Origin of the sequence: Kitasatospora sp. NPDC127035 (assembly GCF_042726075.1) — a bacterium.
In the GTDB taxonomy this organism is placed as follows: domain Bacteria; phylum Actinomycetota; class Actinomycetes; order Streptomycetales; family Streptomycetaceae; genus Kitasatospora.
In genome coordinates this window covers 12,364-32,870 of sequence record NZ_JBHXDN010000092.1, presented here as the reverse complement: position 1 = coordinate 32,870, position 20,507 = coordinate 12,364, and the positions used below count along the sequence as shown (strand labels likewise).

General features: G+C 67.9%; 18 protein-coding genes. 9 read left to right on the top strand and 9 right to left on the bottom strand.

The window, feature by feature from the left end; genetic code table 11:
- Nucleotides 1-336 precede the first annotated feature (336 nt).
- Together ACFWIC_RS37385 and ACFWIC_RS37380 are read right to left on the bottom strand one after the other, a co-directional pair.
- Nucleotides 337-927: a hypothetical protein gene (locus ACFWIC_RS37385; protein ID WP_380521447.1), complete on the bottom strand. Its 591-nt coding sequence runs from the start codon at nt 925-927 to the stop codon at nt 337-339.
- Nucleotides 920-2,719: a type IV secretory system conjugative DNA transfer family protein gene (locus ACFWIC_RS37380; RefSeq protein WP_380521446.1), complete on the bottom strand. Its 1,800-nt coding sequence runs from the start codon at nt 2,717-2,719 to the stop codon at nt 920-922. The genes ACFWIC_RS37385 and ACFWIC_RS37380 overlap by 8 nt, the downstream gene beginning before the upstream one ends.
- Nucleotides 2,720-2,949: 230 nt before the next feature.
- On the opposite strand from ACFWIC_RS37380, the gene ACFWIC_RS37375 reads away from it, so the two are divergent.
- Genes ACFWIC_RS37375 through ACFWIC_RS37365 form a run of 3 tightly spaced genes read left to right on the top strand, consistent with a single transcriptional unit; the run spans nt 2,950 to nt 6,108 of the window.
- Complete coding sequence (locus ACFWIC_RS37375; protein WP_380521444.1) at nt 2,950-4,026, top strand: tyrosine-type recombinase/integrase; 1,077 nt, start codon at nt 2,950-2,952, stop codon at nt 4,024-4,026.
- A gap of 4 nt (nt 4,027-4,030) precedes the next feature.
- Nucleotides 4,031-4,357, top strand: a complete 327-nt coding sequence (locus ACFWIC_RS37370; protein WP_380521442.1) for a helix-turn-helix domain-containing protein — start codon at nt 4,031-4,033, stop codon at nt 4,355-4,357.
- On the top strand, nt 4,354-6,108 hold the full coding sequence (locus ACFWIC_RS37365; RefSeq protein ID WP_380521441.1) for a hypothetical protein: 1,755 nt from the start codon (nt 4,354-4,356) through the stop codon (nt 6,106-6,108). The genes ACFWIC_RS37370 and ACFWIC_RS37365 overlap by 4 nt, the downstream gene beginning before the upstream one ends.
- 2 nt (nt 6,109-6,110) lie before the next feature.
- Here the strand turns inward: ACFWIC_RS37365 and ACFWIC_RS37360 are convergent, their stop codons facing one another.
- The 6 genes from ACFWIC_RS37360 to ACFWIC_RS37335 form a co-directional block, all read right to left on the bottom strand.
- The gene (locus tag ACFWIC_RS37360) at nt 6,111-7,478 is read right to left on the bottom strand and encodes an ATP/GTP-binding protein (protein WP_380521439.1); all 1,368 of its coding nucleotides are present in this window, start codon (nt 7,476-7,478) and stop codon (nt 6,111-6,113) included.
- Between the two features lie 4 nt (nt 7,479-7,482).
- Complete coding sequence (locus ACFWIC_RS37355) at nt 7,483-8,970, bottom strand: SCO6880 family protein (RefSeq protein ID WP_380521437.1); 1,488 nt, start codon at nt 8,968-8,970, stop codon at nt 7,483-7,485.
- 56 nt (nt 8,971-9,026) lie between these two features.
- Nucleotides 9,027-10,400 (bottom strand): hypothetical protein, encoded by a 1,374-nt coding sequence (locus ACFWIC_RS37350; RefSeq protein ID WP_380521435.1) that lies wholly within the window; start codon nt 10,398-10,400, stop codon nt 9,027-9,029.
- Nucleotides 10,400-10,630, bottom strand: coding sequence for a hypothetical protein (locus tag ACFWIC_RS37345; RefSeq protein ID WP_380521433.1), 231 nt, complete (start codon nt 10,628-10,630; stop codon nt 10,400-10,402). The genes ACFWIC_RS37350 and ACFWIC_RS37345 overlap by 1 nt, the downstream gene beginning before the upstream one ends.
- A gap of 40 nt (nt 10,631-10,670) precedes the next feature.
- Nucleotides 10,671-11,375: a hypothetical protein gene (locus tag ACFWIC_RS37340; protein ID WP_380521432.1), complete on the bottom strand. Its 705-nt coding sequence runs from the start codon at nt 11,373-11,375 to the stop codon at nt 10,671-10,673.
- Nucleotides 11,376-11,476: 101 nt separating this feature from the next.
- The gene (locus ACFWIC_RS37335; protein WP_380521430.1) at nt 11,477-11,812 is read right to left on the bottom strand and encodes a hypothetical protein; all 336 of its coding nucleotides are present in this window, start codon (nt 11,810-11,812) and stop codon (nt 11,477-11,479) included.
- A 345-nt stretch (nt 11,813-12,157) separates the two neighbouring features.
- Here ACFWIC_RS37335 and ACFWIC_RS37330 point away from each other — a divergent pair, with 345 nt between their 5' ends.
- The 5 genes from ACFWIC_RS37330 (at nt 12,158) to ACFWIC_RS37310 (ending at nt 16,557) form a co-directional block, all read left to right on the top strand.
- Nucleotides 12,158-13,318: a hypothetical protein gene (locus ACFWIC_RS37330; protein WP_380521428.1), complete on the top strand. Its 1,161-nt coding sequence runs from the start codon at nt 12,158-12,160 to the stop codon at nt 13,316-13,318.
- Nucleotides 13,315-14,034: a hypothetical protein gene (locus ACFWIC_RS37325; RefSeq protein WP_380521426.1), complete on the top strand. Its 720-nt coding sequence runs from the start codon at nt 13,315-13,317 to the stop codon at nt 14,032-14,034. The genes ACFWIC_RS37330 and ACFWIC_RS37325 overlap by 4 nt, the downstream gene beginning before the upstream one ends.
- A 52-nt stretch (nt 14,035-14,086) precedes the next feature.
- Nucleotides 14,087-14,290: a hypothetical protein gene (locus tag ACFWIC_RS37320; protein ID WP_380521424.1), complete on the top strand. Its 204-nt coding sequence runs from the start codon at nt 14,087-14,089 to the stop codon at nt 14,288-14,290.
- 78 nt (nt 14,291-14,368) lie between these two features.
- Complete coding sequence (locus ACFWIC_RS37315; RefSeq protein ID WP_380521422.1) at nt 14,369-15,865, top strand: hypothetical protein; 1,497 nt, start codon at nt 14,369-14,371, stop codon at nt 15,863-15,865.
- Nucleotides 15,866-16,041: 176 nt separating this feature from the next.
- Nucleotides 16,042-16,557 carry a hypothetical protein gene (locus tag ACFWIC_RS37310; protein ID WP_380521449.1) on the top strand — a complete coding sequence of 172 codons (516 nt, stop codon included), beginning with the start codon at nt 16,042-16,044 and terminating at the stop codon, nt 16,555-16,557.
- Here ACFWIC_RS37310 and ACFWIC_RS37305 read toward each other — a convergent pair.
- Entirely contained in the window at nt 16,524-17,729 is a 1,206-nt protein-coding gene (locus tag ACFWIC_RS37305) for an IS110 family transposase (RefSeq protein ID WP_380521421.1), read from the bottom strand. The two genes, ACFWIC_RS37310 and ACFWIC_RS37305, sit on opposite strands and share 34 nt — an antisense overlap.
- Nucleotides 17,730-18,196: 467 nt before the next feature.
- On the opposite strand from ACFWIC_RS37305, the gene ACFWIC_RS37300 reads away from it, so the two are divergent.
- Nucleotides 18,197-20,296 carry a hypothetical protein gene (locus tag ACFWIC_RS37300; protein ID WP_380521419.1) on the top strand — a complete coding sequence of 700 codons (2,100 nt, stop codon included), beginning with the start codon at nt 18,197-18,199 and terminating at the stop codon, nt 20,294-20,296.
- Nucleotides 20,297-20,507: the final 211 nt, after the last annotated feature.

Genomic DNA, 20,507 nt, shown 5'->3' with positions numbered 1-20,507 from the left:
GACGCCAGCATCAGGCCCGGACCAGCCACTACAACAGACGAGGCCACAGCCCAAGAGCTGAAGCCTCGTCTCGGTAAGCACCGTTGCAGTACTAGCGCCCTGAGACAATCGCGGACCAGGGCCGTCTACGCTGCTCCAGCGACCCGATCTAGGCAGGGGTACCGCGGCCCGGCCGGATCTCCGGCGTCCAGCACACACCTACGGTTCGTGGCCAGCCGGCAATCCGCCAAACCGAGCCAGGCACGATCGCCGCCCGAGCTCGCGAGGGCAGTCATGAAGCCTGGCTGCTACAGCCAGGCCAGCCGCGCTGTTCGCCGGGGCGCCCACAATTTTGGGTCAGGCCGTGGGCTCCGTCGGCGGTGCCGTCGCTTCGCCCGCGTCACCCTGGTTGCGTCCGCCAGGCGGTCCGGCCTCCACCAGCTCCTTGAGGTAGTCAGCATCAGCGGCGAAGGCGATGCGGGACTTCGGCTCGTGGAAGCCGTTGACGCACCCTCCGAGCCAGTTGCGGTTGATCCGTTCTATGGCCCGGGCCAGGGCATCCTGCCACAGGTACGGGGACGCGCCGACATCCTCCTGGGAGATGTAGGCGGAGGCGTGTGAGGTCCACAGCGCGGTGAGCTCCTCCACGACGGACGCGTGCTGCCACCAACACTGGCGGGGGAGCTGTTCGGTCGTGAGCTCGTACGCATCGGAGAGCCACAAGACCCAGGCGATGAACTCTGGCCACAGCGCGGCCTGCTGCTCCTCGTCCATCGTGCGCCACAACACTGGCGCACCGGGGGCACGATCAGATGGGCCGCCGCCTCCTCCTTCGCCGCCGGCCGCAGACTGCCGCTCCTCAAGGATGGACACGCGGGCCGAGACGGACGCGATCTCGGCGTTGATCGAAGTGAGTTCCTCGAACAGTGGGTCGAAGGCGTCAGGCACCCTGGGCCGCCTCAGGGTTGACCATGGCGAGCGCCTCCTTGGTGGCGGCCGCGATCTCGGAACCCCGGGGGCCTTCGTAGGCGCGCACGAACCGCACCCGCGTCGCAGGGGTCCGCCGGTGGACCAGCAGGCCCATTCGTTCCTCCAGCATGCGGATATCGCTGGGCTCCAGCGCGGCCCGGCGCCGTACAGACAGGGATGATGACACCCGGTCGCCGTCGTCGGAGACGGATTCGGTGTCCTCGTCGAACTCGCCGACCAAGGCTGAGTAGGCCTTGAGCTCCTGCTCATCCGAGACACCGCCGAGAATGATCTTCGCGGTGGCGGACCCGAACAACTTGCGGACCCCGGTCTGGCCCCAGCGTTCCTCCGCCTGGGCCAGGTTTTGCAGAACAGCCGCGACGAAGATGTTCTGTGAGCCGCTGACGGACATGAAGCTCGGGATCTGGGGGAGCGGAGCCACGTTCGCCAACTCGTCCAGGAAGCAGCCCAGCGGCGGATCGAGCCGTCCGTTGGGCATTCGTGCCGCGACCTTCTTCGCGGTGTCAAGGATCGCCTGGACGAACGTGGCCAGGACCGGCGCCAACGCGCTGCCCTCCTCTTCGTCCCCGATCAGGAACAAGGTCCCGCCCCCGCGCAGCCAGGCCTCGATGTCGAAGTTGCCCTCACGCGGCGCGAAGATCCCCGCCACCCGCTCGTCGTACAAGGCGATGAAGCTCTGCTCGGCCGTACGCCACGACGCACTGCGCTCCTCCGGCGCGGCCGCGTGCTGCGCCGCCAACGCCCGGGACAGCTCGACCTTTCCGTGCCGGGCGAGGATGTCTACCGCCTCGCGCTCGGCCGGCGACGTCGCCCATTTCAGGATGTCCAGCGCGTTGCGCTTCTCCAGGGCGGCGGCGTGAAGCCAGCAGGTGATGAGCATTTTGGCGTTCATGACAAAGTAGCCGCCGTTCTTGGTGCCCTCGTCGCTCTTCGTGGAGGAGGTGAGGGTCTCGGCGCGTCGCCGGGCAGTTTGGAAGTCCTCGCAGCCATCGGTCAGCGGCCAGGCGAGCTGGTACGGCCAGCCGGACAGACCGGTGGCGTCCAGGGCCATGACCTTGCCGAAGCGCTCCCGGAGCTTCGCTGTTGCGAAGAGCACGTCGGTCTTGCTGGACGTCGCCAGCACAGTCCCGGGGAAGTCCAGGATTCCCGGCAGGATCAGCTGTTGGGTCTTGCCCTCGCGCGGCGGGGCGACGATCAGCAGGCTCTCCTCGATCGTCAGCCACAGCGGCAGCTGCGCGGGGTCGGCAGTGCCGCAGAAAACCGCCACCTCACGAACATCCACGGAGCCGACCCCGGCTTTGGCCAGGCTCGGACGCAGGGACGGTATGCGGCCGAGGGCCTTGGCCTCGCCCATGGCGTTCTCGAGCTGCGCGCGGGTGGCCAGGCCGTCCGTGCCGTCGGACAGGCGCCGTTGCCAGCGGCGCCACAGCGCCTTGGCGAGGTAGAAGGCAGCCGTGCACTCGCCGGCGAACAGGCCCCAGAAGGGGAATGGGCCACCGACGCCGGAGCCGGCCGGGAAGGCAGAGGCGGGATCGGCGAAGTGGATGAACACTTCTGCGGAGGCCGCGCCGGCCTGGGTCCAGCTGATGTTGGCGGGCCGGTGGTGGGCGGGGAGGCCGGACAGGAGCGCGGCCAGCCAGATGAGAGCGGTGACCCCCACCAGGAGGAAGATGAGGCTGATCCACCAGGAATCCCGGCCCAGGCGGAGCTTGGTGGCCGAGATCGGAGTGGCTACCTTGTTCATGCTCATGCGCTGTCCTTGTGTAGGGCGATGAGCGGTGCCTCCGACCCGGTGGCGCGGCTGGCGACCGCTGTCCCTAGTCCCGTGAGTTCGATCCGGGGCAGGGCGTCGTAGCTGAGCAGCAGGCCAGGTGGCGCTGTCGTTCCGCTGCAGATGAGCGAGTTTGACGGTTCGTCGGGAATCCTGAAGGTTCGACGGTATCCTCGACGAAGTCGTTGTCTCGCTGAACTGGACAGCCCATGACGCTGGCAGTCGTACGGAACATCGCCTCGGCTCGGGCGCTGCCTACACAGCGTGACGTCGAGGACTTCGAGCAAGAGATCGTCGACCAGTTCGCCCTGGCGATGGCTGCGGCGAACCTCACCGACGGCCATATCGGCAGCTCCCGCACGGCGATCTTCGAGTTCGCGCGCACGTTGGGCGGGCCACTGTGGTCGGCGTCGTGCAACGACGCGGACACTTTCCTCGCCGGACTGCGCGTGGACGGGCAGGCCCACAGCACCCGCGCCGGCAAGGCCGGCACGCTGGCTCACTTCTACGACTTCATGATCAGCCGGTACCAGGGTGACATCCACGCTCTGACCGGGTGTGTCGTCCAGCAGCCGATCGACGAGTACAACCGGCCCAGCAGCCCGGTCTTCGCCAACGCCCGGATCCCGCCGTCCGAGACGGAGATGGACCAGCTCTTCAGCCAGTGGCGGACGTCGATCCCCGAGGCGCGCAAGTACCTCACCGCAGCCCGCGACTACTTCGCCGCCTCGCTGTGGCGCCGGCTCGGCCTGCGGATCAACGAGTCGCGCATGCTCGACATCCGCGACTGGCGCCCCGACCTGGGGCAGTTCGGCAAGCTCCACGTCCGCTTCGGCAAGGGCAGCCGGGGCCGGGGCCCCAAACCGCGCACGGCGCCGGCCATCGACGGGGCTGACCGGCTGATCAATTGGTGGCTGGCCGACGTGCGTCCCCAGTTCGGCCCGGACTGGGCCGACCCAGACGCCCCGCTGCTGCCCAGCGAGCGCCACGACGAGTTGACCGGACACTGTACCCGCATCGGCGACGACGCCCTGCGGCGAGGACTCCAGAGCGCGACGAAGCTGTGGCTGCCCTCCTGGGAGGGGCGTCTGACGCCCCATGTCCTGCGGCACTTCTGTGCCTCCTCGCTCTACGCCAGTGGTATGGACCTCAAGGCCCTGCAGGAACTTCTCGGGCACGAATGGCTGTCCACGACGACCCGCTACATCCACGTCCGCAGCGATCACATCGAGCGCGCGTGGACGGCGGCCAACCAGCGGCTCGAAGCCCGATTCGGAGAGGTGTGAAGCAGTGCAGTGGAACCTGCGACTGAAGGCGGCCGAGCGCGGCATCTGGAAGTCGACCGAGATGCGGCGCCTTCTTGCGGGTGCCGGGCTGGAGATCAGCGCGGGCAAGATGTCCGCGCTGTGGACCGGCACACCAGTGAGCATCCGCCTGGACGACCTGGACGTGATTTGCTCGGTGCTGGAGTGCGACCCGACCGCTCTGCTGATCCGCGAGCCGGAGAAGGTCGCGGCCCGCCGACCCGCCGCCCAGCCCAGGGTCGCCACGGCCTCCGAAGCCGGCGCGGTCGTCGCCCCGCGCTTCGGCCGGCCGCGTTCGGAGCCGCCGGTATGAGCATCCAGCCGCCCAAGAAGTGCCAGGTCTGCCAGGTCAACCGGGTCGCCTGGACGAAGCCGCGCATGGACCTCTGCTACAGCTGCCTGCCGGGCGGGCCGTTCACGCCGCCGCCGTGCCGGTCCTGTGGCTCGGCCGACTACTTCAGCCAGGGCCAGTGCACCCGCTGCCACCCCGGCGGCCCGCTCCACGTCGGCGCCTGCCGCGGCTGCCTCGCCTGGGGCGTCTACCGCCAGCGCAGCTGGCTGTGCTGGAGCTGCCGCTGGTGGCGAGGCCACTACGACGTTGCGATCTGCCAGTTCTGCGGACGTGAGAGCCGGACCAACGGTCAGGGCGCCTGTCGTCTGTGCTGGGAGAACGCCCGCTTCCACCAGCAGCTCGGCCGGGCCCCAGATCTTGAGGTCGCCCTGCGGTTCGGCCAGCAGTTGTTCCTCGCCAATCTCCAGTACGACCAGACCGGCGCCGCCCGCCGCCGAATAGCCCGTGAACAGGACCTGCGCGAGCGAGAGCCGACCGACGAGCCGGTCAAGGTCACCGAGGCACGCCAGCTCCTGCTGTTCCGCATGCCGCCGGGGCACGGCGCACTCAAGCAACGGGCCCTGACCCAGGACTCGCCGCTGCTGCGGCACTGCGAACCCGTACTGCGCGACCACGCCGCCCGGTACTCCTGGAGCCCCCGGCAGACCAACAGCGTCGTCCACACCCTCAAGCTCCTCGAGGCACTCCACGAGTGGCACGGCCAGAAGATCCTCGCCAGTGACATCGCGGCCAGCATTCGCTACGGCGGAACGCTGGTCTCCACGGTCGAAGTGCTCTACGCAGCAGGCCTGTTGATCGACGACCGCACCACCGCGGTCGAGCGCTACTTCGCCAAGCAGACGGTTGGCCTGCCCGAGCCCATGCTCGGCCAACTCCAGCTCTGGTTCGACATCATGCTGAACGGCAGCTCCACCGCGCCGCGGCGACGCGCCCGGAAAGAGGAGACCATCCACCTCCACATCCAGGGCATGGCGCCCATCTGGCGCGACTGGGCAGACCGCGGCCACCACTCCCTCGCCGAGATCACCCGCCAGCAGTTCATCGACGCCGTGCCCAACGAGGGGAGCAACCGGGTCTTCGCCGACCAGGGCCTGCGGTCGGTGTTCGACATCCTCAAGTCGCGCAAGCGCGTCTTCACCAACCCCACCCGGGGCGTGCCGGTCGCGACAACCAACGCCACCGTCCCGCTCCCGCTGGACACCGCGAAGATCCGAGCAGCTCTGAACTCGTTCGACGTCACCGCAGCCCTCTGCGTCGCCCTCATGGCCTTCCACGGCCTCACCAGTCCGCAGGTCGCCGCGATCCAGCTCACCGACGTCGTCGACGGAAAGCTCGCCATGGGCGAGAAGGTGATCCCGCTGGCCAGGCCGGTCCTCACCCGACTGTCGGCGTACCTCGACCACCGGACGCGGACCTGGCCCAACACCCTCAACCCGCACCTGGTCGTCAATCGCAAGACGGCCCCGCGGAGCACACCGGTCAGCAAGCTGTTCGCCTGGCGCAACCTCGACGTGAGCCCCCGGGCCCTGCGCGACGACCGCATCCTCCAGGAGATCTTCGCTACGGGCGGTGACGTCCGACGGATCTGCGACTTCTTCGGCATGGGAATCGAGGCCGCCACCCGCTACACCGCAGCCCTCGGGCATCCCGGCCTCAGCGGCGCCGGAGACGCCGACGGCGCACCGGAGACGGGAACCCGCGACCCCACGTAGACTCATCGCCGCACCTCCGGGCGCGGTACCGGCAATGACGATCCTTCAGTTTTCGTGAACTCACGGGGATTCTCACTCATCCGGCTGTTCGTGTTCGTCAGTCGAACCTCGACACTCGAACGTATGTGCTGTACCAGTGAGATTCGGCCGCCGACCTGCCAGACCGCACGCCCGGGCGCGCACACGTTGGCGCCGTCGGCGATGGCCTCCCGGGCCCATGCCGGGAGCTGAAGGTAGTCGGCCGTCGCGTCGGCGTCCGACTTGTCGAGGTGGTAGAGCACCCGGGTGGCCGTAAGCTTGAGGATGGCCATTGCCTCCGGTGACTCGTCGACGTCGACGTCACTCAGGTGGTGGATGACGGCCATGAACGAGAGGCCGAGACGACGGCCGTAGCGGACGAACTCCTCGAAGAGCCGGGCGACGGGCCTGTGGCTGAGGATGTGCCAGGCCTCTTCGACGATCAGCGTTCGCTTGATGCGGTCGTGCGGGCGGATCCAGCCGAACCGCAGCCACGGGCCGATCACCGACATCAGGAGCGGCATCGCCATGCCTTCGCGCGGCAACCGGGTCAGGTCGAAGACGATCAGTCGCGCGTCAAGGTCGATGCCCTCCGTCGTCGGTCCGTCGAACAGGCCCGCCAGGTCGCGGGAGGGCGAGCACAGCTCGTCCATCGCGAGCGAGGCCGGGCGTCCCCAGCGCCCGAGCTCCGCAGCGGTGACGGTCCTCTTCCCGAGGTCGGCCGGATCCGGGGCAGTGAGGGCATTCAGGACGTCTGAGAGCACCGACACCCGTCCTGCGGCTGCAGCCGTGGAGACGGCGACCTGGTGGGCGACGGATAGCGCGAAGCGCGTCTCCGCGGTCATCTCCCCGTCGATAATCTCGATCATCGAGCAGAGAATCTTGAACTGGTGCTCGGACGGGATGCGAGTGTCGAGCGGGTTGATCCGTACTGCACCGTCCTCGCCGGCGCCGCCGTAGATGAGGCGGATCGGCTTGATGCCGAGCGACCGGGCGATGGAGTCCCACTCGCCGACCCCGTCCTCGCCCTGTGCGTCCAGGACGGCGAATGCCCGCTCCTGGAAGCGCAGTTGCCGCAGGACGTAGCACTTCTCCAGGGCGCTCTTGCCATAGCCGCTCTTACCGAGGATAAGGATGTGTCCGCTCGGCAGCCGCTCGCGTGCGGAGGGGTCGTACAGCACGAAGGGGTCGTAGACGAACGCCTTACCGCTGTACATCTCCCTTCCGATGATCACCCCCCGGGGGTCACCGGTCGGCGCGCCCACCGCTGGGTACAGGCCACAGGCCTGCGCGGTGGTTGTTCGCAGGGCCCGGCGGCGCGTCTGCCGCTGGGTCCGCAGCATCTCGAGCATCGGTTCAGCCCTTCAGCAGGCCGCCGGCCAGCGGCAGCGTGTTGGCGTGGGCCCGGAAGTGCTCGTGGTCGCACCACTCCAGGCTGAGGTTGGCGCGGGTGGCCTGGGCACGCAGCAGGTCCCGGTGCTGGCGCAGCTTCTCGGAGTCCGGCGCGGTAACGGTCACCCACCCGGCCAGTCGAATGCCGGCGGCGCCGTTGGCGATGTCGTGCATCGTCGCGGTCGCGGTGCGGCGGTCCTTCGCCTCGCGCGGGTCGTTGACCTTGCCGGCTTTGCTGTCCGCCTGGCCGATCTCGTTGGTGACGTCCGCCATTGCCTCGCGCAGCGCCTCGTCGCTGGGCACCAGGTCCATCGTCACGGAGACGGTGAAGATCACGTCCTGGACGTAGAGCAGCAGCGGCGCCAGGAAGTTCACACCCACCGGTAGGATCGGTAGTTGCTTCCACCAGGCGGTGACGCTGTGCCAAGGTTCAGTGCCCTCCCAGCTGCGGGATAGCATCACGGCCGGGTCGCGGGCGTCGACCTCGGCCGGCCAAGCTGTCGCCCGGTCCATGCCCCGGGTGTCGTTGATCCAGTGACTCGGGTCGTAGCTGTGGTGCAGCCAGCTCGCCAGCGCCGGTTCGTCCAGGTTGCGCACCCACCGCAGCTGAGCCAGACCGAGCCGCCGGATAAACTCCTCCATCTCCTTGCCGAGCACGATCCCGAAGCCCTCGTGTAGCGTGCGGTAGCGGCGCGCCTCGCCGACGAGCTCAGTGTCGTAGGGGATGCCCACCACGATCAGCAGCCGTCGGTCCTCGGCGGAGATCGCCACAGCGCGCAGCAACTGGTCGTAGGAATCGTGCAGCCACTGCGGGGCGGCCGCGTTGCGCCGGGCCTCGGCGTCACGAGCATGCGCGTTCGGATCGGTCGGCACCACTCGGCTGACCCACTGCAGCCGCCGCACCCGCCCGCCGGAGTCAGCGGTTGACTTCAGCAGGAATTCCCACGCGCCGACCAACGACTCCTTGTCCTCCGCGTCCAGGCCGCCGAAGTTCTTCTGACCCTCCACCTCAATCGCGGCGGTGAACATCGCCTCGTCGGTCTGTAGCAGTATCGCCAGGTCCCCGTACGCGGTACGGGCGCTGATCCACTCCACATCCGGGATACCGGGTGGGGGTGCCACCTTCTCCGGGGTGCCGTCAGCGCGCCGGCCGACCTTCGGAGCGATGGACCGGTACATCAGCCGCCCGTTGCGCAGCAGACGACGGTGGGTGCGGCGGATCTCGAACCACCTCAGGAAGGTCCGCCCCTGCCAGGGGGCCAGCGTTACCCACCCACAGATCCCCGCCGTCGTCGCGAACCCGAGCAGCTTCAGCGGGATTCCGGGCGCCAGCCACAGCACCAGCAGGCCACCCAGAACTCCGGCGGCGAGCACCCACTGCTCGTCCATCTCGAGGCGCCGTCCCAGAAGGCCGCGCGGCCGCGGGCGGGGAAAGAGAAAGGTGCGGGGCATCGCTTCAACTCCTGCTTGATGGTGGAGGATGGGGCTCCTACTGGCCGAGGGCGCGGTCACTCACCCTCGTCGTCGGGCGGCTCCTCCACAGGGCTGCCGTCCGAGAAGGCTTCGGGAGAAGCGCCCCCTGATGTGGCCTGCAATGCGGCATCCGCACCGGTCGGAGACGCTCCGACCCCGACATTCCCTGGCCCTGCCACCGCTCCCCGGGCCGCTGCGCCGTCGTCGCTTGCAACCGGGTGGCCGCTGCCTGCTGGCGAATCGCCCCGCCCTGAACCCTCCGATGGGTCCTGTTGGGCGTCGGCGCCTTGGGGCGAAGCCGCGGGGTCGGCATGGGCCTGCCCGTCGGGTTGGAGGTCCTCGACCTCTTGGCCCTGTTCGGGAGCACTCGCGGTATTGCCAGCAGTGCCGGGTCCGCTGCCTTGGCCGCCTTCCTGCTCGGAGACAGAGGTGGCCCCGTCCACGCCGCGCATCGCAGCGCCCTCGACTTCCTGCTCGCCCTGTTCCTGCGCGGCTTTCGCGAGGCCGATCCCAGGTGCCGCGCCGTCGCCGGCGACAGCAGAGTCGATCTCGCCGCCGTCGGCGCCTTCCTCGTCGTCTCCGCCTTCGGAGCCGCCGCCGAGCTTGGACTTGATGTCGCCGAAGCTGGATTTGGCGGTCTGCCCCAGGTTGGATAGGCCGCCCTCCATCTGCTTGCGGGAGTTGTAGACGTCCTGGACCTGGTCGCCGAGGATGGGGAAGAACTTGGCGACCTGGAAGGGCAGGTACAGCGCCAGGAAGAACAGGGCCAGCGCCGTCAGGAGAGTGCCAAAGGCCTGGGCAACGCTGGCGTTCTCGCTGCTGTGTCCCGCGAACAGAGCAGAGGCGAGTGCCAGAGTAGTGAAGGTGATGTACTTTGAGGCGATGACCCCGACGATGACGCCGAGCCATCGTTTGGTGTGGCCCCAGAGGTCCTTGTCGACCAGGCCGGCGAAGACGGTGGGACCGAAGACCAGGCCGGTGTAGATCAAGGCGTTGCGGACGATGAGCTCCAGCCAGACGCCGAGGATTGCCATCAGAAGAAAGAAGCCGATGGCCAGGCAGATGACAGGTCCGCCGGGGATCGCCATCAGGATGCCGATTGTCGTCAGGAGCACCGCGCCGATCTTCGGAAGGTCGTCGGCGACGGGAGCAAGCATCGCCTCCGAGATGCCGTCGAAGATCTGGGTGATGTAGGCGATTCCCAGCGGAGCGAACGCCGAGGCCATGACGGACATCAGGAGGTACCCGATGGACTCGCCCAGGGCCTGCAGCGGAGGGACGCCCTGAATCGCCCGCTTTGCGACCGCCACGAGCCAGAGCACGACGGTCAGGACGACCGAGGCACCGAAGGCCATGGTGTAGGTGCGGAGGAACCCAGAGTTGCCCCAGTCGATCTCGGTGATGCCCATCAGCGCGTGAGGTCCTCGGTCAGTGAGGTCATGGAGCTGGAGATGGAGTTGGCCAGCGACCGGGCCACGTAGCTGAGCGGGTCCTTGGCGAATTCCACGAACTCATTCGCGCCTTTGACCTTCTCGACGGCGCCGCACACGATGTCCGCGAAGGGGGTCTTGCACAGGGCATCAGAGATGTCGTTCGCCTGAGCCGGCGGGACGCTCAACACAACCGAGGCCGCGAACACTGTGCCTCCCAGTGCAAGCGCTGCGCGACGCAACGGAGTGTCAGCCGACGTAGGGAGGCGCATCGAAGTCCTTGTCCATCGAGGTGAAGACATCAGTGGAGGTGGGCTGCTGCCCCGTTGTTTGCAAGGGGGTCGGTCCGGGGGCGACGGAGATGGAGGAGGTCTTCCAATCGCCGTCGCGCCAGACGAGGACAAGCGTGTAGGTGCTCCAGGACGCCGAGACCGGAACGGGGGCGCTGGGTGTGGGCAGGCCGATGATGCCGCTCATCCAGACACTGACGGTGGCAACCTCGGGGGAGTAGCTGACGACCTTTGACCCGAGCGGAGACGCCCGGGCGATCAGCTTGTCGGCCGTGTCGGCCGTCAGCCCAAGGGCTGTGTAGAACCGGGCGCCCGCAGTGTTGTCGTCCTTGATCTGGCCTGCCGCGGTGTCGGACGTCATGATCGTCTTGAGGACACGATCGCGGATTCCTGAGTCGGTGAGGTAACCCGCGCTTGAGCGGGCGATCTCGTAGTTGACCGCCGCGGCGATCGCTCCCTCCCGCGTCCTGCTGTAGCCCACCGGGACACCTTCGACCAGCCTCGAAGCGGCTGCCTGGCCGGGAGTAAAGGCGTCGCCCAGACTCGAACCACCCGCCGCACCGCTCGCTTTTCCGGACGGCGCCGTATCGTCCGGAGCAGTGATGGATTTGCCCGGTCCGCGGCTCAGCAGAATCGCTCCGCCGACCAGCAGAAGGAGAATCACGCCGAAGATGAGCGCTGGCCCTCGGAACGGTCCAGGCGTCTTCTGGGATGGTTTGTCATCACGAAGGACGCGTGTTCCGCCACCATTGTTCGGCCGAGGCATCAGATGCCCATCCCGTAGACGATGGTGAACAGCGTTCCGATGGACGCGACGATGAATGCGGCGATCAGGCTCCCTGCGAGTTCCTTCTGGCCCTGCTTGACCTGAACCGTGTCGTGCTGGGATCCGCCGACCTTCAGGTGCACCATGCCGATCAAGGCCCTGCCGAGGAGGATCAAGATCACCGCAGCCATGATGGCCTGGATGACCGTACGCGCCGTACCGCCGACTGATGCGAACGGCCCCCAGTCCGGAGCCAGCCCGGTGACCAGACTGTCCACCTTTCCGCCGGGCTTCGGCGTCGGATCGTTTGCCAGGATGAAATCCGTCAGCGCCATGTGCCCACCCGTTTCTCTCTCTCCCGAATCGCGCGGGAAATCTCTTAGAGTTCCAGTCCAACCCCTAATCCGAGGTTGAACGCCAGGAAGGGCAGTAGATTTCCCTCAGACCGGCAGGAATCAAATCAACAGAACCGTCCGCCGCCGCCTGGCTGAGGTGTCAAGCCCCACGCCCGGCACCCGGCCCAGCCATTACACGTGCGCCACCGGCCGGAGGGCAGTGAAGATCTCCGAAAACCGCCACGGAATCCGCAGGGCGGGATCTTCGCACGGAAAATCCCGGCTCCCGGGAACTCGGCCCTCAACGGGTAAGGCCAGTGCCGGGTCGCCAGTGACAGTGGGCTGATGAAGAAGACCGCCTCGCTGCTCGCTGCCGTCCCCGTGGTCGCCGTGCTCGGACTGTCGATCGTCTTCCTCGGGGGTGGCGGATCGTCCGCCGCCAACGCCGCCACCTGCACCACCGGTCTTGTCCCCGTCGGCAGTGGAACCCAGGGAGCGGGAACGGCGATACCTGCCGCCGGCTGGGAGCCGCCAGTAGCCCAGGACGGTGCCGCAGTCGTCGTCCCCATCAGCCCCCAGGGCCCGCAGACCAACCCCCGCTGGAGCGAGCAGCAGGTACGCAACGCCTCGACCATCACCAATGTCGCGCGCACCCGTGGTCTCAGCCCAAGGGCCGCCGTCGTCGCAGTCGCCACCGCGATGCAGGAATCGACACTGGAGAACCTGGACCATGGGGACCGCGACAGTCGCGGACTTTTCCAACAGCGGCCTAGTCAGGGGTGGGGTAGCGCAGCGCAGGTCACCGACCCGGTGTACGCCTCCAACAAGTTCTACGACGGCCTGGTCAGGATCGAGGACTGGCAGACCAGGCCACTTACCCATGTTGCCCAGGCGGTTCAGCGCTCAGGCTTTCCCGACGCATACGCCCAATGGGAGCAGAGTGCCGGCGGCCTAGTCAGCAGCACCTGGGGGACAGCCGCAGTCACTTCCGTCTTCAACGGCTGCGGCACAACCCCCGACCCTGGCCCTGGCACAGGAATCGGAACGGATCCAGTCGCGGATTTCACGGCCAAGAACCCCCGGACCGCACCCCAGGCCATCGCGGCCGCACGGGCAGGCGCGACCAGCGGCCGCTCCGACTTCTACCACCGCTGCGACAACTTCGTCGCCCAGGCCTACGGCTGGGGCTCTTCCGGATCCGAGACCGCCAACAGCCACTGGCAGCGCCTGGTCGCCAGCGGCGACGGCCACCCGGGCGACAACTCACCGCCCGCCGGAGCGCTGCTCTTCTACGACAGCGGAAGCGCTGCTGGCCACGTCGTCCTCTACCTCGGGGGAGACATGATCGCCAGCACGGACATCACCGGCGACGGCGCCATCGGCATCCGCCCGCGGTCTGACGTCACCAACGGGATCTGGCACATGCGCTACCGCGGCTGGGCCGCACCCGCCTTCCCCAGCGCGGGAGGCACCAGCACTCTTCTCGTCCCCGGAGGCACCGCGTGAGCGACACCCCAGTTCACATCGGTGCCGACGGCTCTGTCGACATCGACGGCGAGCCCGTCGATGTCCCCCCGGGCGTCGACCCCGCGCGAGCTGTCCTGCAGCAGCTTGCGCTCGACGCGGCAGGCTCAGGCACCCCCTTTGCCGCCGACATCGACGACGCCCGCACCAGACAGCACCTCAGGCTGCAGATCAACACGGACGGCACCTCTACTCCACTGGCACCAGGCGAACCGCTCGCATCCCTCACCCCCGACCCCGCTCTCCCATCCCCCGAGATCCCCACCACCACTGACCACGACCGAGCTCTTCAAGCCGTGCACGAGACCGGCCGTGCCCACGACTTCACACGAGCCGCCGTCCTGGCTGACCGCCTGCTCGCCGACCTCACAGCCTCCAACGGAGAAGCCCACCCTACGACGCTCACCACAGCCGGCGTGCGCGCCGACCTCGCCTGGATGTCCGGAGACTACCGCTACGCCGCCGAGCTATGGACGTACATCGCCCAAGGTTGGGCCCAGGCCACAGGACCGGCGAGCCGATCCGCACGGTCCAGCGCTCGCCAGGCCGCCGCTTCCTGGAAGGACGTCCCCGACAGCGAGGCCCTGTCCAGCGGACAGGAACTTCTTGCGATGCTCACCACCATCGCCCCAGCTCCCGAGACCAACGCCACAGTTCTCGCCGTCCGCCGCCGGATATCCCGGCTCGCCGCCGCCTGATCCACGCTACCGTTTCTCCTCGGAAACCAATCGGGGGGCACTCATGCACGCGATGGCACGGCTCACACTCAAGTTCATCCGCTACCTCCCCTACCTGCTCATCATCGTGGGCGTGTTCACGGCCGGCCCCATGGTGAACACCGACAACCTCGCGGCCAGTTTCCCCAACATCCTGGCCCCGATCGGGGTCGTCGCCCTGGGCGTGCTCCTCGCCTTCGTGTGGCCTCCGCACAACGGAATCCGGCGCCGACGCTGAGCCGATGCCTGCGATTCCGCTGTACGGGAAGCCCCGCCGCTGGATTCCGCACGACAGGAGACCTGGCCACTGAGCCTAGTGGCGGCGCCCGCGGCGAGAGAACGTGGAGGGTGCCACATCCCCGAGGGGCTTGCAACGTCGTCGCCAGTCGATGACCGCCTGAACGGCTATCACCGGGAGCTCGACATCAGCGATTCCACCACCTCAGGCAATTCGAGTGTCGGCGACACGACCTACAGCTGGCAGACCACCGTTGTTGGCGACATCCTCTACGCGACCCGGGCCTCCGGTTGGCGCGAGAGGCTCCTGATGGGCCCTGAGGTGAAAAGGGTGTTCTCGGTATTGACCGAGCATCCGCACGCCGATCCGCTCGAGCAACTCCGGCATGAGCAGCGCACTCTTGATCAGGCACGACGTGACACGGCGCTCCAAGAGGGCGACGGCAGACGGTCGGCGGAGAAGCACGGGCTTCAGCAGGCCCTGGACAGCGGAGCGATCACCCCGGAGGCCTACGTCCGCGCCCTGTCCGAACAGGATTCCCAGCAGCCGTCTCCACCGCGATCGCTCCAGGAAAGACTGGACGACCACCGGATCCTGGCCAGACTCGAACACGACCTGGCCCTCGGCAGGGTAGATCACATCCTCGACGCCGCCGGCAGCGAGCGTACCCCCGGCACCGACGACACCGTCCTTCGCCACCTCGAAGCCATCTGGCATGACGGGAATGGTTCCCGGCCGCCGGCCCACGGTTCTCCACCGTGGACAGGACGACCGTACGGCCTCGTGCCCACTACGACACTGGTCCGACAGGTCCCCTGGCTGAGGAGCTCCATACCCTCGCTTCTGGAACAGGCACAGCGCGCAGAAGACCAAGCCGACGTCCTGACCACCGACGCAGAGCACGGCCTTGGTCCCGCCGCGACCGTCCTACGCCAACAAGCCCAGAGCAGCCGAGCAGCCGCCATGGCCGCTCAGGCTGCCAGCACCAGTTTCGAGCGTGCCGCCACTCATGCGCGCCGCGCCCGCATGCTGCATCGTGCCGCGGACGAGGCCGACCGACGGGCGCGTACCAACCCCGTGCAGCTGATCCTGCGGGCCACCACGGCCGCAGCACTGCGCGTACAGGCACGCCGGCTACGCGCACAGGCGGAGCTCGCTCGGAGCGATGCCTCCGCGGCGCTCACCGAAGCCACAGAGTTGTTGAACCGGGCCCGCGCACTTCGCACACCAGCGGACCGTGCGCCACGCCAGACCGGGCCCACGGGAGAAGCCGTGGCCGCCGCCATCCGCCGCGACATCCACGACTCGGCCAACCCGGCCAGAGGCCTTCGCGACGCAGCGGTCCACCTTCGCGAGAAAGCCGCCAGGTACCAGGAGCACCTGGACCAGCTGACGGCCGAGGAGAACATCCGCACCACGCAAGACCCTCGCCAGTACCAAGTGGAGGAGCGGGAGCGCGAAATCCAGCACCGTACGGAGACCTCTGCTCCGGCGCGTAGCCGACCGCCGACCGGACAACAGCGCCAGCCCGGCCGACAGCTAAACCCACCCACAGCTGGCCCCGCACCCAGCTGACAGAGCGCGTCTCCCATACGTCGGCGCCGACAATGACGACGCGGCACCGTGTCACTTCCGGTGCCCCAGCCGGCGCACCGACGTGGGCGTGGAGGGCCAGCAGGGGGGGTGCCTCTATGGGGTTCGTCAAGGAAATCGGGCTGCGCGCGGGCGGCACCGGCGGGCAGCATGGCGGCATGCCGGATCTGCTGTGGGACAACGTCAAGGACTTCTTCGACCCTGACCTGATGGGCGCTCTGCCGGACGTCTGTGTGGAGGGCGCTTCGGTCGAGGACTGGCAGGCGGTGTTTGACCTGGTCCGGTCGTGCGGCTGGGTTTGGGAGTACTGGGAAGGCGACGTCCTGGTGCCGTTGCCCTCGGCGGAAGCGGTGTTGTCGCGTCCTGCCGAAGCGGACGCGGCCATGCTGCGGGTGTGGCCCGCTGCGGACGTGCTGGTGAACTTTTGGCCGATGTCGTCGGGCGAGATCGATTTCGACGTTGACCTTCGCGAGCTTCAGGGCCAGGAGGGGGTGGACATCCTGTGCGGCTTCCTGGGCTCGATCGGGCGCCGGCTGGGCAAGCCCGTGCGGGTGACTGCGGGAGGCGACTGGGGGAACCCGGTGCTCGGGTTCGAACCAGCCGCCGACCGTGTGGTGTTGCTGGCAGATCCCCGTGGCGTTCAACTGTCGGCTGCTGCGGGCCGGGACTCGTAGAGGGTGCCGTCGCGGAGCATGGCGAAGAGGACGTCGGTCCGGCGTCTGGCCAGGCAGAGGAGTGCCTGGGTGTGCCGCTTCCCCTGGCCGATCTTCTTGTCGTAGTAGACCCGGGAGGCCGGGTCGCTGAGCGAGGCGAACGCGGCCAGGAAGAACGCCCGTTTCAGCTGCTTGTTGCCGCGGCGGGACGGTTGCTCGCCGCGTATGGACGAGCCGGAACTGCGGGTCGCCGGGGCGAGGCCGGCGTAGGAGGCGAGGTGGGCGGCGCTCGGGAACGCGCTCGCGTCCCCGACGTCGATCAGGACGCGGGCGCCGGTCCGGGTACCGATGCCGGGCATCGCGGTCAGGATCTTCGACAGCGGGTGCTCGTCCAGCAGTTCCTGGATCCGCTTCTCCAGGATCTTGCGCTGGTCCAGGACGGCCCGCAGCGAGCCGGCCAGACTCGGCACGATCAGCGCGGCCGCGTCGGTGCCCGGGACGATGACGGTCTGCTCGTCGAGCGCGGTGAGGAGGTCATCGACGAGACGCTCGAACATGCGCGGGGCCAACGGCCGGGCGACGTTCTGCAGGCGGCGGCGTCCGGCCTTGCGCAGGACGGCCGGTGAGCCGAACCGCTCCAGCAGTGCCAGCACCGCCGGGTGGTCGATCCGCGGTCCCAGCACGCGTTCCAGGTGCGGGTGGATCTGGGTGAGCAGTCCGCGCAGGCGGTTGGCGACGCGCGTGGCCTCGCCGGCGAGGTCGTCGTCGAAGCCGACGATCATCTCCAGCTCGGCGACGGTCTCGTCGGTGAGCTCGATGCCGCGCAGGGTGTGCGGCATGGTCCGGGCGGCATCCGCAATGACCGCGGCGTCGCGGGCGTCGGTCTTGGCCTCGCCGGGGTAGAGGTCGGCGATCCGGCGCATCGTCAGACCGGGCAGGTAAGCGACACGGCAGCCGGCGTCCCGCGCGACTGCCAGCGGTAGGGCGCCGATGGAGGCCGGCTGGTCCACCACGACCAGGACCGTGCCGTGCTTCGCGGTGAGCTTGTCCAGCACGGCCCGCAGCTTGGGCTCGCTGTTCGGCAGCCGCTTGTCGAAGACCCGCTTGCCGGACCGGGTCACCGCGGTTCTGTGGTGCTCGCCCTTGCCGACGTCCAAGCCCAGGAAGACGTCCACATCGCTGGTGTCGATCACGCTGATCCCTTACGAGGTTGTGCTGTCCCGGCCTCGTTGGCGTGGCACCAGTCGCCGGCATCCACGTTACGAAGAGCCTCCCAGCACGCTGGTGGTCCTGCCTCTATCAGCGGTCTACCGATGCCTCCGGCCCGGTGACACCACCCCCCGGATCATGCGAACTACAGGGGGGGAACAGTCATGCCGGACCGGAGGCCGGGAGCCCCGTTGCGGGGCCACGAAAAAGGTAACGGGGGCAGCGCGCCGCGTGAGCGGGGTCCGACGCCGGATATCGCGCAGGACGCATTCAGGCATGAGCGCATGCGCCGGGACACCCATCGTTGGACTCACGGAGTCTTCCCCTTCGGATATTTCGGGTAATTAGTCTTAGTCGCGCGAAGCGGGGTTGACTGCGCTCTGGAGATACCTACGTTCTCCCTCATCCGAAACAGCCGCAAGACGCGGCAGTGAAAGACGAGGAAGAAGTCATGAGCGCAACTCACACGCTCGCCCAGCGCAATGACGGCATTTCTATGCCGCTCCCGATTTCCCCCGACTACGTAAAGAGTTGGACCACCCCGAGGGCGATTGTCGAACTGATCACCAACGCGCTCGACGAAGACCCCCACGCCACGGTGAGCTGGGCCGACGGAGCCCTCTCCATCGAAGACCGGGGCCCCGGAATTGCACAGGAAGCGTTCCTGCTCGGAGCGTCCAGCAAGAGCAGCCATCAGATCGGGCAGTTCGGCGAAGGAAAGAAGCTCGCCGCCCTCGTGCTGGCCCGCGATCCCGAAGTCGGGGAAGTTCTCTTCGAAACCGTCGGGTACACCTTCACCCCGAGTATCGAGCACCGGAGCCTTCTCGACGGAATCGTTCCCCTGCGCGGCGCCAACGCCGCCGCCACCCTCGTATACACCCTGTACCCCGCCGACCGGACTGTCGGAACCAAGATCACGATCCAGTGCTCCCAGAAGACCGCCGAGGACGCCATATCCCGAGTCCTGCACCTCACGGAGCCCGGCTACAGCCCGCCCCAGGAACATGCACGGGTCCTGCTGGACGGAACCCCTGGAAGGATCTTTATCGGCGGGATCCGGGTCAGCACCGATACCCGCCTGTCGGCCAGCTACGACCTCCCGCTGAGCCTCGCGAAGGCCGATCAGAACCGGGACCGCACCATCGTCGACGGCCGCGCGCTCGACCAGTACATCAAGGAGGCCCTCGCCGAGAGCGCCGACCCCACCGTCATCGACCACTTCGTCACCCTGGCCCTCAGCGGACAGAAGCTCGCCTCACAGGAGCTGTACTTCAGCAAGGTCCGTGACTACAGCGTCAAACTCGCATTCAAGGCAGCCGCCAGGCGCGCATTTCCCGCCGACGCCCGCCTCTACTACAGCGACCGAGACAAGAACGCGTCGGGAGCCGAAGGGATGGAGGAAAACGCCTGGCTGATGCAGCGAGGCGTGCTCATGGTCGAAACCGACCTCCCCCCGTACCAGCACCACGCACTTATGGACCTGCTCGGAGTGGAACGGCGCAGCGCCGCGCGGAAAACGGAGGCCCGACGGCACGCGAACAAGACCACCTGGGTCTCGCTCGATTCCTTGGCCGCTACACAACGACAGAATCTTGACTACACGGTCGCCCTCTTCCGGGCAGCCCTCGGATTCGGAACCATCGGGAAGGTCCGTGTATACAGCGAAGCGGAGGACATCGGCTGCGGCACCACCGGAAGGTACTACGGCGACACCGACGTCATCGCCTTCCACCAGGACACCTTGACCGACCGCGAGAAGTGCGTCGCTACACTCGTTCACGAAGCGGGGCACCGCAAGGCATTCTTCGAGGAGACCGGCCACTCCGACCGCAGCGCGGGCTTCGAAAGGGCGCTGCACAACATCGGAGCGGCACTGCTGAACCTGTGCGCCGTGCTGGCCGACGGCACACTCCCGCTCGAACTCAACGATCCGGAGGCATGGGAAGGCACAGACCTTCCTCCGGGAGCGCAACTGGTCATCCCCCGGAAGCCGACGCCTCCCGCCAAGCCGGACCGTAGGGAGCTCGCAAGGGCCCAGCGACTGGAGGAAGCCCCGGAGTCACGCCGTCTGCTTGCTGACCTCCTGCATCCCCGAATGAAGGAACTTAGTGCCACCACCGGCCAGAGCGTTGCCCATCTGATGAAGGGTATCGCCCTGAAGACGGCCTACTGGAGCGTCCTGGATAGCCCCCGCCGCGTCGGATGGCGCGCCAGCCGGGGAGTCAGTCACGTCAACGACTACGACAAGGTCACCGCGATCGCCGGACTCTTCGGCGTGAACCCGGGCGTTCTGTGGCTCGCACACATGGCCCCCGAGGCGCCCACCTTCAACGGCCGCAAGGCGGAGAAGGATAGCCGCCCCTGGTCGCACGCCCTGCAGAAGCCTCTCGCACGCGCAATCGCAGACCTCCAGCGAGCCGGAGGGGTGCACGCAGCCCAGATCCCCCTGATTCAGGCGATGGCCGACGGACACACCGAGTACGACGCCGAGGGTGCCTGGCTCCGACCGATTCTCATCCTGCTGCACGCCGAGCAGGAGCGGCTCAACTGACACCCCGGCGGTCCGCCGGGCCCTAGAGAGAAGGGCCCGGCGGCCCGCCGCCCTTCCCGGCTCAGGCGGTTGACTGTCGTAGTCGCGCCGCTACCTTGCTTACCAGATGGCGGTCCCTCGGGTGCGGTCGCACGAGCCCGGGCCCCACACGGCCCCCCGGATCGAGGCCGCAGCAACCGCACCTCCGGGCGGTCAGCCCCACAGATCCGAG